The sequence below is a fragment of the Bacillus sp. FSL W8-0770 genome, assembly GCF_038008705.1.
Classification (GTDB): Bacteria; Bacillota; Bacilli; order Bacillales; family Bacillaceae_G; genus Bacillus_A; species Bacillus_A cereus.
In genome coordinates this window covers 4,058,906-4,072,484 of sequence record NZ_JBBOZR010000001.1, presented here as the reverse complement: position 1 = coordinate 4,072,484, position 13,579 = coordinate 4,058,906, and the positions used below count along the sequence as shown (strand labels likewise).

The window sequence follows — 13,579 nt, the reverse complement described above, 5'->3', positions numbered from 1 at the left end:
GTTTCACTTTTACTATTGTATCAGCGCCTTTATGTAATTGACAAGGATTAAGTGATAGCTTATTGATATAAGGGGAATTTATAAGACTTTCCAATTTGTATTTTTGTAGCAGATGTACTTTTATTTAATTGTTTAAAGTCGTCAATGACTTTTTCTATGGAAGGAATTTTTTTCTTATTAATTTGTTCTGTAATAGAAAGAACTGTCTCACCAGTTTTTACTTCAATTGTTTTATAAGATACATCTGTTTCTTTTTCTGTTTTGTTCTCTTTATTTTGTTGACTGTCTGTGTTTTCTTTTTTAATCGTTTGAGCAGCAGTTGTTTTTTTATATGAACTTAACATCGGTAAAGTACCGATTTTTATATCGTAATAAAATATATAACCGAGAACAAGCACGAATAGGAATATACCTAATCTTTTCATATTCTTCACTCCTTTGCTAGGAATATATGCTTGTCCAAAAAAAAAATGCCTATTTAGGCATTTTTTTCGTTCTTATTTTTCTTTCGGTTTTGGAACTTCTTTAATCGTTAAGTACAGAACAATTAAAACAACTGCGATATAGATGAATGTTGATCCAGGTACGACAATTTTACATGCGTCCATAATCATAAAGAAGATTGTTGGAATTGTGTAGCTGTATGCAGTTAGTGTCCAAACTTGTTTATAGGATAGTTTACGTTGACCGCTCATAGCAGAACCGATGAACGCAAGTAAAGTCACGCCTACAAAAGTAATGAATAATTGGAATAGGTACACTAAGAATCCAATAACAAATAATAAAATCGGATAAATATTATCGAATAAAGAAATAAATTCTTGTAGATCTTTTTTCTCAAGAGATGCACCTAACAAATCGTTATAAGAATACGTTTGTATTTGACCATTTCCCATAGAGACTACTTTATCTTTTAAAACAAATAAACCTGTTTTATTTTGATATTTTTCTAGGTCTGTTGAATTTGGATCAAATACGAAAAGTGCATTTCCTTCTTCTTTTTCAATAGGTTGATCAATATCGGCTTTTAGTTCGCCATTTTCAATTTTAAAATCAGGTAAATCTTTATCGATGACTTGATTTACCATGCTTACACCATCTTGGATAAAACTACCGTACAAAAAAGTTCTTGGAATAGTAGTAATTAAGCAAAGTAGCATAATATACAAAATGGTTTTACCGATTTTTTGAAAACGGAATAGCGCCATATCTTTAGGCGAGTATATGCTTTTTACGAATTGGGTAAATATGGACATAGATTCACTTCCTTTATGTATGTATAAAATCATTGTAACGTAGTAATCTAGAGAATCTCAAGATATATTATATTTACATATAGTGGAGATAACTAAATTTCTTTTATTAACTTTCTTCTTTTAAATAAGAAAAATACAATTGACACTTTTCTTTTCTATATGGTAAATTTATCTTACATTTCTTAAAGAGCATATCCGATAGGAATTCCTTTATTTGATATGTTGTTACATACATAATTGTGGACCCTTAGCTCAGCTGGTTAGAGCAGACGGCTCATAACCGTCCGGTCGTAGGTTCGAGTCCTACAGGGTCCATATCCATTTCACATGTTTATTATGTTAGCAGGAAGCTTCCTTGTAGAAGGAAGCTTTTTTTACGGAATATATGAGCATTTTAATTGAAAAGAAGTGGGAATTTTGCTACTTTAATGATAGCAAGACAATGTGATTTATTTGTTTGCACCCTATGGCAATTAGGGTAGAATGAAGTTGTATGTCACTTAAGTGGCAATACATAAACTGGGAGGAATATAACAATGGCAAAACACGAATTACCAAATTTACCTTATGCGTATGATGCTTTAGAGCCTCACTTTGACAAAGAAACAATGAACATCCATCATACAAAACATCACAACACGTACATTACAAACTTAAACGCTGCTTTAGAAGGTCATGCAGAATTAGCTGACAAAAGCGTAGAAGAATTAGTTGCAAACTTAAACGAAGTACCAGAAGCAATCCGTACAGCAGTACGTAACAATGGTGGCGGACATGCTAACCATACATTCTTCTGGACAATCCTATCTCCAAACGGCGGAGGACAACCTGTAGGTGAACTTGCAACTGCAATTGAAGCAAAATTCGGTAGCTTCGATGCATTCAAAGAAGAATTCGCAAAAGCTGGCGCAACTCGCTTCGGTTCTGGTTGGGCTTGGTTAGTAGTAAACAATGGTGAGTTAGAAGTAACAAGCACTCCAAACCAAGATTCTCCTTTAACTGAAGGTAAAACGCCAGTTATCGGTTTAGATGTTTGGGAGCATGCTTACTACTTAAACTACCAAAACCGTCGTCCAGACTACATCGGTGCATTCTGGAACGTTGTAGATTGGAACGCTGCTGAAAAACGTTACCAAGAAGCAAAATAATTGTAACAAATATAGAAAAAGCTAGGGGAGAGCCCCTAGCTTTTTTCTATGCTTTCCTTTTACATAATTGGGCTTGTCTTTGGAAGACTAGAACATGAAGTAAAGGAGAGTTGTGTATGAAATGGAAACATATAATTGGTGACGTTGAAGTGAATCGGGATTTAGTGTTATTGCTCCTTATAGGAGGTTTATACACGCTCGCAATTTCTTTATCGAATACGTTTGTAAATATTTATTTATGGAAACAAACACAAAATTATGTGAATCTTGGCTTGTATAATTTAGCCAGCGTGGTATTACAGCCTCTCACATTTCTTGTAGGGGGGAAATTAGCGAAACGTATCGATCGCTCGATTTTATTACGAATAGGGGTAGGAACGCTCGCAATTTTTTTTATCGTTGTCTTAGTAGCAGGGAAAAGTGCTTCTCAGTATATTCTATTAATGGGGGCTCTTTTAGGAGTAGGATACGGTTTTTACTGGTTGGCTTTTAACTTATTGACATTTGAAATTACAGAACCAGAAACAAGAGATTTCTTTAATGGGTTTCTTGGACTTCTTACATCCTTCTCTGGGATGATTGGACCAATAGCAGCAGGATACACAATTTCACGTATGGAGAAATGGAGTGGCTATACTGTTATATTCTTTCTTTCATTAGTTCTATTTGCAATTGCTGTCGTCTTAAGCTTCTTTTTATCTAAAAGAGAATGTGAAGGGCGTTATGAAATCGTGCAAGTATTGAAAGAACGACGGATTGATAAAAATTGGGGAAAGATTACACGAGCTCATTTTTTCCAAGGATTGAGAGAAGGGACGTTTATTTTTGTCATTTCAGTATATGTTTATTTAGCAACTAATAGTGAGTTCGCATTAGGGAAATACAGTTTAGTGAACTCTGCTGTATCCTTTGTATGTTATTACTTAGTTGCTCGTATGTTAAAGAAGGAGTGGCGAAAAAAAGCAATTTTACTTGGGGGCATTATTTTATATGCTGTCGTCTTTTTAGTTATTTTCAATGTTACATACACGAAATTACTTATTTATGCGGCATGTATTGCGATTGCATATCCTATTTTACTTGTTCCGTACGGATCAATGACATATGACGTAATTGGTAGAGCGAAAAATGCGAGAGAATGGCGTGTGGAATATGTCGTTGTTCGGGAGTTATGGTTAAACGCCGGAAGAATCTGTTCCATTTTAAGTTTTTTATGTGCTGTACTATTCTTTCCACCTGAAAAAAGTTTACCTTACTTATTATGTATTTTAGGTGCTGGACATTTTCTTATTTATTTTGCAGTTAAAAATGTCAAATATGATGAGGGAAATGCGAGTAAAACAAGTGTTGTAACGCAAGAGAACGCGCAAAACCAAACTGAACCAGAAGGTTAACTTCTCGTTTGTTTTATGCTAGAATAGAAAAAGATGTAAGACAGCAGTGAGGACACCTGTATGAGGGTGTCCCTTTCACATTACATAGCTGTTGGTAGAGGGGGTTTGTATGAGCAAGAAGCAGAAGCAAAATAAGAAAAAGACCCACGTTCCTTTTCGATTAAACGTGTTGTTTTTCTGCGTGTTTTTAATGTTCTCCGCGGTTATTGTAAGGCTCGGATATGTACAAATTGTTCGCGGTGAAGAATATAAGAATGAAGTGGAGAAGAAAGAAAACTCAACGATAAGTAATCCTGTACCGCGTGGGAAAATATTTGACCGTTATGGGCGACCTGTAGTAGATAATGCAGCCATTCGTACTATTACATTTACAAAAATGAAGGGATCAACTGCAGAGGATCGCTTAGAAACAGCGAAAAAGCTAGCAGATTTGATTGAAGTACCGACAGATAAATTAACAGATCGCGATAAAAAAGATTATTGGCTTGCTATGCATAAAGAGGAAGCTAAAGAAAAAATTACGAATAAAGATCGTCAAGAGTTTAAAGATAAAAAAATTGATGATAAAGAATTAGACGAGCGTCAGCGAAGTCGTGTAACAGAAGAAGAGATTAATCAATTATCCGCAAAAGATCTAGAAATACTAGCGATTAAGAGTAAGATGGACGGCGGATATGCAATGACACCTCAAGTTATTAAAAAGGATGCTACAGAAAAGGAATATTCGATTATTAGTGAAAACCTAGCAGCATTACCAGGTGTAGATACGAATGTTGATTGGGAGCGAAAATATACGTACGATGATTTATTCCGAAGTGTACTTGGTGGGGTGTCGACATCTGATGAAGGCTTACCGAGAGAAAGACTAGATTACTATCTTGTTCGTGATTATAATCGAAATGACCGAGTAGGAAAAAGTTATCTTGAACAACAGTATGAAGATAGTCTGCACGGTACGAAAGCAGAAGTTAGAAATGTTACAGATAAAAACGGTAATATTTTAGAAACGATTAATGTATCAAAAGGACAAAGTGGTAATGATCTGAATTTAACAATTGATATGGAATTACAAAAGCGTGTGGAAGATATTCTTGCGAAGAATTTAATGAGATTTAAAGGAAGCGAACCTCTTTTAGATCGCGCATTCGTTGTAATGATGAACCCAAAAAATGGTGAAGTTTTATCTATGGCGGGGAAACAATTAGTTAACGAAGATGGTCAAACGAAAGTAAATGACTTTGCATTAGGTACCATGACAAGTTCTTATCCGATGGGATCAACTGTAAAAGGTGCAACAGTACTTACTGGATATCAAACTGGTGCGATTCAACCAGGGGCAGTACAATTGGATGAACCAATTAAATTAAAAGGTACACCTACGAAGTCGTCTTGGAAAACGATGGGATATATTAATGACCTTACAGCTTTAAAAATGTCTTCTAACGTTTATATGTTTAAAACAGCGATGAATATCGCCGGTGTTCAGTATGTGAGAGGTGGTACGTTAGATATACCTCAAAAAGCATTTGATACGATGCGTTATTATTTCGGACAGTTTGGACTTGGTGTAAAAACAGGAATTGATTTACCGAATGAATCTGCTGGTCAGATGGGTAGAAGTAGTCAACCAGGTTTCTTACTAGATTTATCAATTGGACAGTATGATACGTATACACCGCTTCAATTAGCGCAATATATTTCGACGATTGCCAATGGCGGATATCGTATGCAACCACAAGTTGTAAAAGAAATTCGTCAACCGGCAGTGAAACCAGATGAAGTTGGGAAAGTTGTTCAATCTATGGAACCGAAAGTATTAAATCGTATTGATATGCCGGAATCGCAAATTAAACGCGTTCAAGAAGGATTTAGACAAGTGTATAATGATTCAGGTGGTACAGCTACAAAGTACTTTACAGGTGCAAAATATAAAGCTGCTGGGAAAACTGGTACAGCTCAAACTGTGTATGGTGGAGATAAAGAGATTGGTAGAAATGCAAAAGGTGAACGTGTGGAAACATATAACTTAACATTAGTAGGTTATGCGCCACTTGAAGATCCAGAAGTAGCATTCTCTGTTGTCGTTCCATGGGTACATGATGATAAGACTGGTATTAATGGATATATTGGTCGTGAAATTATGGACGCTTACTTTGATTTGAAAAACAAAGAAGTAAATGGTGAAGCTCCAAAAGATGATAAAGACAATAAAAATAAAGAGCAAGATGATGAATAAAAAAGTTGTAAAAAAGCACACTATATGAAAAGATAGTGTGCTTTTTTTTATGGTTTATGCATATCGTGTAATAAATGTGGACAAGTATACAACATTGAAAAAACGCGGCCCTATAAATGATACTTGTATATGGTGGGATAGGGGATAAATATTTTATAGGGAAATCATCAGAGGAAATGAATAGCTACTACTGAATTAAAATTGTATCGTATGTTGATTTTTGTGGAACTTTACAAAACTTTTACAAACAATTAAAACCGAATTAATAGTTTAGCAGTATTCTTATATCTGTAATCCTGTTATTTCCGGTTACTTCTAGGAGGAAGAACACGTGAAATGGATGCGTACACCGATTAAAGTTTTCGTATTATCAATATGGTTCCTCTGTTTTGAAATGTCTACTGCATTTGCTTTAAATGATACGGGAGAAGTGAGAGTTGATGGATCCTCAACGGTTTTTCCTATTATAGAAGCAGTAGCGGAGGAATATACAAAGGTGCATCCAGACGTGAAAATTTCCATCAGTATTTCTGGAACTGGGGGAGGATTTAATCGTTTCAGTAAAGGAGAAGTAGATATAAATAATGCTTCGAGAGTAATGAAACAAGTCGAGAAAAATGAAATGAAGAAAAACTCTATTCAGTTCACACCTTTTGAGGTTGCTAACGACGGTCTTACGATTGTTGTGAATCGCCATAATACATGGGTAGACGATATGTCAGTAGACGAGTTACGACTACTTTGGAGTGAAGATGGAAGAGAGAAGCGATGGTCACAAATTCATTCAACATGGCCACGTGAACAAGTGAAGTTTTATGCACCAGGCGTAGACTCTGGTACGTATGATTATTTTCAAAATGTCATCTTACAAAATCATCGCATTGTAAAAAAAGTCTCTTTGTCTGAAGATGATCAAGTTATTATGCAAGGGGTAATGAATGATAAACATGCCATTGCTTTTGTAGGATATGCTTATTATATGGCTAATCGAGATAAGGTGAAAGCAATAAAAGTAAATGGTGTATTTCCGACGAAAGAGACCATTCAATCAGGTAAGTATAAGCCGTTATCTAGGCCGCTACTTGCTTATGTGAATAATGCATCTATCCGAAATAAAATGAATGTAGCAAACTATGTTGAGTTTATGATTCAGCATGTCGGTAACCTCGCTGAAGAGGTCGGGTATGTAAAATTACGAAAAGAAAAATACAATGAACAGCTGCGTATGTTAACAGAAATAAAAAGGTAATGTCGGGGTGGAAAGGGGTTTTCATCTTTGGCTCATAATGACAAAAGTCAAATTACATTTTCTGTACAACATTTGATTGAAAGAAATATAAAGCAAAGAAAAAAAACGCAGCGAATCAATCGAATAGTGCCTTTATTACTAAAAATAATTGCTAGCGTTTCTATTGTGACGACACTTGGAATTGTTTTTACGCTCTCTAATGAAACAATCATGTTTTTTCAAAAAATATCATTATACTCCTTTGTGACAGAGAAAGAATGGTTACCATTTTTTGAATATCCTAAATTCGGTATATTACCACTTATATGTGGAACGTTCCTTGTAACTGCAATTGCCATGTTTGTAGCAATTCCTATCGGTTTAGCGTGTGCCGTATTTTTAAGCGAATATGCTTCAAATAGTACACGGAAAATATTAAAGCCGATGTTAGAGCTATTAGCAGGTATCCCGACAATTGTATATGGTTTTTTTGCATTAACAATTGTTACGCCGCTTTTACAAAGGATTATACCAGATTTACAGTTTTTTAATGCGATTAGTCCAGGAATCGTTATCGGATTTATGATGATGCCTACCGTTGCATCTCTATCTGAAGACGCGATGAGAGGTGTGGCGAAAGGGACGAAAGAAGCTTCATTAGCACTCGGAGCGACGCAGTTTGAAATGGTAAAACAAGTGGTGTTTCCGTCCGCTTTTACAGGGATTATGGCAGCAATTATATTAGCGGCTTCTCGTGCAATTGGTGAAACGATGATTGTTGTAATTGCAGCAGGATCCACACCAAATGTATCGCTTGATCCGACACATTCTATTCAAACGTTAACAGCCTATATTGTGCAAGTAAGTTTAGGTGATGCTCCGCATGGAACGATTACGTATTACAGCATGTATGCTGTAGGCGCAACGTTATTTTTGTTTACCTTTATTATGAACATCATTTCGCAGTCAATTATGCGCCGTTTTAGGAGGATGACATAATATGCGAATGTTGAATCATAAAAAAATACAAAAAAATATGGCATCACGCTTTTTAAAAGATCGAATTTACAAATTGTTATTTTATATAGCAATTTTATTTTCAATCGTAATTTTGTTTTTGTTACTGTTTCAAATTGTTGAAAAAGGTATAAGTTATCTTTCAATAGATTTCTTTACAAATTTCGCTTCACGTAATCCGAAAGAAGCTGGTATTGCTGCAGCTTTGTCAGGGACAATATTATTTATGAGTATTGTTATACCTGTTTCTTTTATATTTGGAGTTGGAACAGCACTTTATTTAGAGCAATATGCGAAGGAATCTCTATTTAAAAAAATAATAGAGATTAATAATCAAACGTTAGCAGGAGTACCATCCGTTGTATTTGGATTGCTTGGTTTAACTATTTTTGTATATGCTCTTCATTTAGGAGAGAGTATAGTTGCAGCAGCGCTGACGATGAGTCTACTCGTTTTACCAACAGTTGTTGTGGCGAGTCAAGAAGCAATTCGATCAGTACCAAGTGTATTATTAGAGGGTTCTTACGGATTAGGTGCTACAAAGTGGCAAACGATGTATCAAATTGTATTGCCATATGCTTTCCCAGGGATTATAACGGGCTGTACGTTAGCGATATCAAGAGCAATTGGAGAAGCTGCACCACTATTAGTTATTGGGGCACTTGCGTTTGCAAATTATGTTCCATTTAGTATGTTTGATAGATTTACAGTTCTACCAATTCAAATTTTTAATTGGATGAGTAGGCCACAAGAAGAATTTCAGTATGTAGCAGCAGCTGGGATGATTGTTTTGTTAGGTTTGTTGCTATTTATCAATATATTTGTTTTATGGTTACGAAATCGAAAATAAGTTGGAAATGGATGAAAGGGGAATTCAAATGGTAGCAACAGTAGTAAATGTACAGGTGAAAAACGAAGAGAAAATCGAGACTGCGCCAAAGAAGGTAGTATTTGATACGAAAAACTTAAATTTATGGTACGGGGAAGACCATGCTTTAAAAGATATTAATTTAAGTATTCATGAGAATGAAGTTACAGCCATTATCGGTCCAAGTGGCTGTGGTAAATCAACTTACTTAAAAACATTAAATCGCATGGTAGAATTAGTACCGATCGTTCGAACTACAGGTGTAATTGAGTATAGAGAACGCAATATATTTGATAAATCATATCCAGTTGAAGAATTAAGAACGCATGTAGGAATGGTGTTCCAAAAGCCAAATCCATTTCCAAAATCTATTTATGAGAATGTAGCATACGGTCCAAAAATCCATGGTATTCGTGACAAAAAGACATTAGATGAAATTGTTGAAAAAAGTTTACGTGGAGCAGCGATTTGGGATGAGTTAAAAGATCGTTTGCACGATAATGCATACGGTTTATCTGGTGGACAGCAACAGCGTCTATGCATCGCACGCTGCTTAGCTATTGAGCCAGACGTTATTTTAATGGATGAGCCAACATCGGCATTAGACCCAATTTCAACATTAAAAGTAGAAGAATTAATTCAAGAGCTAAAGAAAGATTTTAGTATTGTTATCGTAACGCATAATATGCAACAAGCAGCGCGTATTTCAGACAAAACAGCTTTCTTCTTAAGCGGGGAAGTTGTGGAGTATACAGATACAAACAAATTATTTACGACTCCTTCAGACAAGCGTACAGAAGATTATATTACAGGTCGATTTGGTTGATATCGTTTCAAAGCTAAGAGCAAGTGCCCTCTTAACAGAGGGCATTTCTTATTTTATCTTACTGTTAATAGAGAAGTAATACTTCTCCTTATCTTAAGGTTTATTACAAGTATAAAAGCCCGATTGATGAGGGTTGATTAAAGTTTCACTTTTATATAATGGCACATAATATTGAGGGGGAAGAAAAATGGTAAGAGAACAGTTTCAAGGTGATTTAAAAGCGTTACAGCAAAAAGTGATCGAGCTTGGAGAATTAGCAAATGCGGCTTTATTGATTGCTATGGAAGGTCTGCATACAAGGGATGTAGAGAAAGCGTTAGAGGTCATTGATGGTGATTACCGCATGGATAATTTAGAAGAGGAAATAAACGATCTTGCGCTTATGCTCATTACGAAGCAGCAACCTGTAGCAAGTGACTTAAGAAGGATTTTTATTTCAATTAAAACAGCGACAGATTTAGAGCGTATTGCAGATCATGCTGTTAATATTGCAAAGGCTACAATTCGTCTTGGGGAAAAAGAAGTGGCTGTTAGTTTGCACAACCTGGATGAAATGTTTGCGGTTGCAAATGAGATGTTGCATTTAGCGTTAGAAGCATATGAACAAGAAAATTTAACTTTTGCGAAACAAATTGCTGAAATGGATGATTCCGTTGATGAAATATATGGAAAAGCAATTCGTGAGTTTATATCTTCGGTTCCGGAACAACCAGAAGCAATTACGCAAATTACACAATTATCATTTGTCGCGAGATATATTGAGCGTGTAGCAGATCATATTACAAATATTGCTGAAAATGTCTTTTATTTAGTAAAAGGAAAGCATTATTTATTGAATGAGTAGGAATTAAAGTAGGTGATGGGAAATCACCTGCTTTTTTTAGTCAAAACATGACAAAAAAAGCTCGTTGTTTCCTTTAGTTTATGATGATAAGATGTATCATAATGTAATGGGAAAATTAGTATATATGTTGGTCGTTAATAAGTATTATTTAACAATTAATAGTAAGCGCTTTCTTGTTGTTTGAAATGTACGTTTTTATAGGTGAGAAATTTATTATATGGTCTTCTAAATGAGGATTTGTTTAACTAATCAAGTTTATGCTGCTAGTTCATGTGGGATAGGGAATATACATATGGTATATGAAGTTACTGAACATTATATAAGTGGAGGCTGAAGTATATGAAGGGGGTTATTTTAGCTGGAGGAAAAGGAAGACGCCTTAGACCATTAACATGTAATACTCCAAAGCCGATGTTACCATTATTAGAAAAACCAGTTTTAGAATATAATATTGAGTTATTACGCCAGCATGGTATTCGTGAAATTGCAATTACTGTTCAATATATGAGTACGACCATTAAGCAATATTTTGGTGACGGTAGTAAATGGGGAGTTAACTTGTATTATTTTGAAGACTCTCCTCCGCTTGGCACAGCAGGGAGTATTAAACAAGCAGAACAATTTTTAGATGAAACATTTGTTGTGATAAGCGGGGATGCATTAACTGACTTTCAATTATCAGAAGGAATTAGGTTTCATGAACAAAAGAAAAGAATGGTAACAATGTTTGTGAAAGAAGTAGAAAATCCACTCTCATTTGGATTGGTTGTAATAAATAAAGACCAGGAGGTTACACGATATATAGAAAAGCCGGGCTGGAATGAGGTAGTATCTAATGTTGTGAATACAGGCATATATATTATGGAGCCAGAAATCTTTTCTTACATACCGCCTAGACAATTTTGTGATTTCAGTCATGATGTGTTTCCGTTATTGGCAAACAAAAATGTATTATTCGCATATTTGTCAGAAGGTTATTGGTTAGATATCGGCACATTTAATCAATATCGACAAGCACAATTTGATTTGTTAACGAAAAAGTTACAAGTACCTATTCCTTATACGGAAGTATTACCGATGGTATGGATGGGAGAAGGGGTGACGATTGGTAAAGGGACGAAAATTCATGGCCCCTCTTTTATTGGAGAAGGAGTAAAGATTGGTACAGGAGCTGTAATTGAGCCATATTCTATTATTGGGAAAAATAGTATCGTTTCAAGTTATTCTCATCTTCAAAAAAGTATTGTTTTTGCGAATGCCCACATTGGGAAGTATTGTGAACTATTAGAAACGACAATAGGAGAGCGTACAATAGTTGAAGATGATGTTACACTGTTTCAAAAAAGCGTTGTAGCGGATCACTGTCATATCGGGAGAAGTACGGTAATTAAGCAAAAAGGAAAAGTATGGCCTTATAAGGCGATTGATAGTCATTCGATAGTAGGAGCGGCTGGTATTCAAGAGAGTGAAATGAGTGCAGGGTGGTTACAAAAAAGCCGCATTGTAGGAAGAGGGAATGTTGAAATTACTCCCCAGTTTATCGTGAAGATTGCGATGGCGTATGGTTCTCTTTTTAAAAAAGGAGAAAGTATATTAATTGGAAGTCAAGAAAATATAGAAACAACCTCTTATAAAAATTTATTTTTACATGCTATTCATGGTATAGGGATTCATACGATGGAATGTAAAGAAATGAACGAGTCACTTTTTCAATATAGTGTTCATCATTTGCAATGTGCAGGTGGTGTTTTCATTCAAGTAGAGAATGAGAATGAGATTGTTATAAAGTTATACGGTCAAGCTGGCATGCCGTTAACGTATAAGCAGCAAAAAGAGATAGAACAAGTATATATGTCCGAATTGTTTTATTACGTGATGGAGAAAGAAATGGGGCGTAATAAGCTCGTTCATGTTTCTATGAATGAGTATATAGAAGTTATATTGGAGCATATTGATATCGAGAAAATACAGATGCAGAAGTTTCATCTTCTTATTAATAAGAGAAATGATACGTTGCAACATTTACTTATGCTCTTTCTGCAAAGACTTGGTTGTACAGTTACATGGATTTATGCAAGCGAACAAAAAGATCATGTGAAAGCTTTGATGAAATCAAGTAAAGCGAATATGGCTCTTATATTTTCTGAGCAAGGAAATCATTTCGAGTTATACGATAAACATAGTAATATTTACCAAGGTACAGATTTGGAAGAGGTAGATATTCCAGATTTCTTACTCGAATCGACAGGAAATATTTACCCAATGTCTTTGAAGTTAGGGGAATGTTATCTTCTATTTTATACGCAGGATGAAAGAAAGGCGTTTCAAGTAAGGTGGAAGCGAGATATTTTATATCGGATTGGAAAATTATTTGAGCTAATAGCATTGCAAGGAAAAACGTTTCTCAGCATAGTGGAGCAATCACCTCCGCTATATTTACTTTATGATGAAGTGGTATGTTCATGGAATGAAAAAGGGGAAATTATGAGGAAATTATTGGATGATATAGAAAGGAAGGGAGAAGGTATATTTGAAGGAGTACAGTTCAAATATACTGAAAAAGAGTGGTCTTATATCGTTTCTGACACAAAACAACCAAAATTTTTGGTGTATTCACATGCTAGAAACCCAGTAATAGCAAGGGAAAACATGAAAAATCTTATAGAAAAAATTAGACAATATCAAAAGGTGTAGAATTTTTATTTTAAAAGTGGTATTATAGTATAGTCTGATTTAAGTTATTAGTACTGGAGGGAAATAAG

General features: G+C 35.1%; 11 protein-coding genes and 1 tRNA gene. 10 read left to right on the top strand and 2 right to left on the bottom strand.

The annotated features are described in order from the left end of the window. Window positions 1-59 precede the first annotated feature (59 nt). Both yqfZ and yqgB read right to left on the bottom strand, forming a co-directional pair. On the bottom strand, window positions 60-425 hold the full coding sequence (yqfZ, locus tag NST27_RS20955; RefSeq protein WP_000825416.1) for a protein YqfZ: 366 nt from the start codon (window positions 423-425) through the stop codon (window positions 60-62). Between the two features lie 72 nt (window positions 426-497). Further along, window positions 498-1,256, bottom strand: coding sequence for a protein YqgB (gene yqgB, locus NST27_RS20950; protein ID WP_000021899.1), 759 nt, complete (start codon window positions 1,254-1,256; stop codon window positions 498-500). A 241-nt stretch (window positions 1,257-1,497) separates the two neighbouring features. On the opposite strand from yqgB, the gene NST27_RS20945 reads away from it, so the two are divergent. From NST27_RS20945 to NST27_RS20900, 10 genes are all read left to right on the top strand, one after another. Further along, a tRNA-Ile gene (locus NST27_RS20945) sits at window positions 1,498-1,571 on the top strand. Window positions 1,572-1,792: 221 nt separating this feature from the next. Beyond that, the gene (sodA, locus tag NST27_RS20940; protein WP_001052031.1) at window positions 1,793-2,404 is read left to right on the top strand and encodes a superoxide dismutase [Mn]; all 612 of its coding nucleotides are present in this window, start codon (window positions 1,793-1,795) and stop codon (window positions 2,402-2,404) included. 116 nt (window positions 2,405-2,520) lie between these two features. After that, on the top strand, window positions 2,521-3,798 hold the full coding sequence (locus NST27_RS20935) for an MFS transporter (protein ID WP_000871385.1): 1,278 nt from the start codon (window positions 2,521-2,523) through the stop codon (window positions 3,796-3,798). 109 nt (window positions 3,799-3,907) lie between these two features. Beyond that, window positions 3,908-6,034, top strand: coding sequence for a peptidoglycan D,D-transpeptidase FtsI family protein (locus NST27_RS20930; RefSeq protein ID WP_000038985.1), 2,127 nt, complete (start codon window positions 3,908-3,910; stop codon window positions 6,032-6,034). Between the two features lie 331 nt (window positions 6,035-6,365). Beyond that, a complete protein-coding gene (locus NST27_RS20925; protein WP_000871828.1) occupies window positions 6,366-7,283 on the top strand; it encodes a PstS family phosphate ABC transporter substrate-binding protein in 918 nt (305 codons plus the stop codon). Between the two features lie 27 nt (window positions 7,284-7,310). After that, a complete protein-coding gene (pstC, locus tag NST27_RS20920; protein WP_000940893.1) occupies window positions 7,311-8,261 on the top strand; it encodes a phosphate ABC transporter permease subunit PstC in 951 nt (316 codons plus the stop codon). A gap of 1 nt (window position 8,262) precedes the next feature. Beyond that, complete coding sequence (gene pstA / locus NST27_RS20915; RefSeq protein ID WP_001242557.1) at window positions 8,263-9,129, top strand: phosphate ABC transporter permease PstA; 867 nt, start codon at window positions 8,263-8,265, stop codon at window positions 9,127-9,129. 28 nt (window positions 9,130-9,157) lie between these two features. Further along, a complete protein-coding gene (gene pstB, locus NST27_RS20910; RefSeq protein WP_000226681.1) occupies window positions 9,158-9,973 on the top strand; it encodes a phosphate ABC transporter ATP-binding protein in 816 nt (271 codons plus the stop codon). Window positions 9,974-10,160: 187 nt separating this feature from the next. Then, the gene (gene phoU, locus NST27_RS20905; protein ID WP_000251240.1) at window positions 10,161-10,817 is read left to right on the top strand and encodes a phosphate signaling complex protein PhoU; all 657 of its coding nucleotides are present in this window, start codon (window positions 10,161-10,163) and stop codon (window positions 10,815-10,817) included. 339 nt (window positions 10,818-11,156) lie between these two features. Then, on the top strand, window positions 11,157-13,511 hold the full coding sequence (locus tag NST27_RS20900) for a sugar phosphate nucleotidyltransferase (RefSeq protein ID WP_000679333.1): 2,355 nt from the start codon (window positions 11,157-11,159) through the stop codon (window positions 13,509-13,511). The last annotated feature ends 68 nt before the right edge of the window (window positions 13,512-13,579 follow it).

What these genes read in the sequence shown, in the direction of transcription:
- yqfZ (WP_000825416.1), bottom strand. Translation starts at nt 425, where the DNA reads ATGAAAAGATTAGGTATATTCCTATTCGTGCTTGTTCTCGGTTATATA.
- yqgB (WP_000021899.1), bottom strand. Translation starts at nt 1,256, where the DNA reads ATGTCCATATTTACCCAATTCGTAAAAAGCATATACTCGCCTAAAGAT.
- sodA (WP_001052031.1), top strand. Translation starts at nt 1,793, where the DNA reads ATGGCAAAACACGAATTACCAAATTTACCTTATGCGTATGATGCTTTA.
- NST27_RS20935 (WP_000871385.1), top strand. Translation starts at nt 2,521, where the DNA reads ATGAAATGGAAACATATAATTGGTGACGTTGAAGTGAATCGGGATTTA.
- NST27_RS20930 (WP_000038985.1), top strand. Translation starts at nt 3,908, where the DNA reads ATGAGCAAGAAGCAGAAGCAAAATAAGAAAAAGACCCACGTTCCTTTT.
- pstA (WP_001242557.1), top strand. Translation starts at nt 8,263, where the DNA reads ATGCGAATGTTGAATCATAAAAAAATACAAAAAAATATGGCATCACGC.
- pstB (WP_000226681.1), top strand. Translation starts at nt 9,158, where the DNA reads ATGGTAGCAACAGTAGTAAATGTACAGGTGAAAAACGAAGAGAAAATC.
- phoU (WP_000251240.1), top strand. Translation starts at nt 10,161, where the DNA reads ATGGTAAGAGAACAGTTTCAAGGTGATTTAAAAGCGTTACAGCAAAAA.
- NST27_RS20900 (WP_000679333.1), top strand. Translation starts at nt 11,157, where the DNA reads ATGAAGGGGGTTATTTTAGCTGGAGGAAAAGGAAGACGCCTTAGACCA.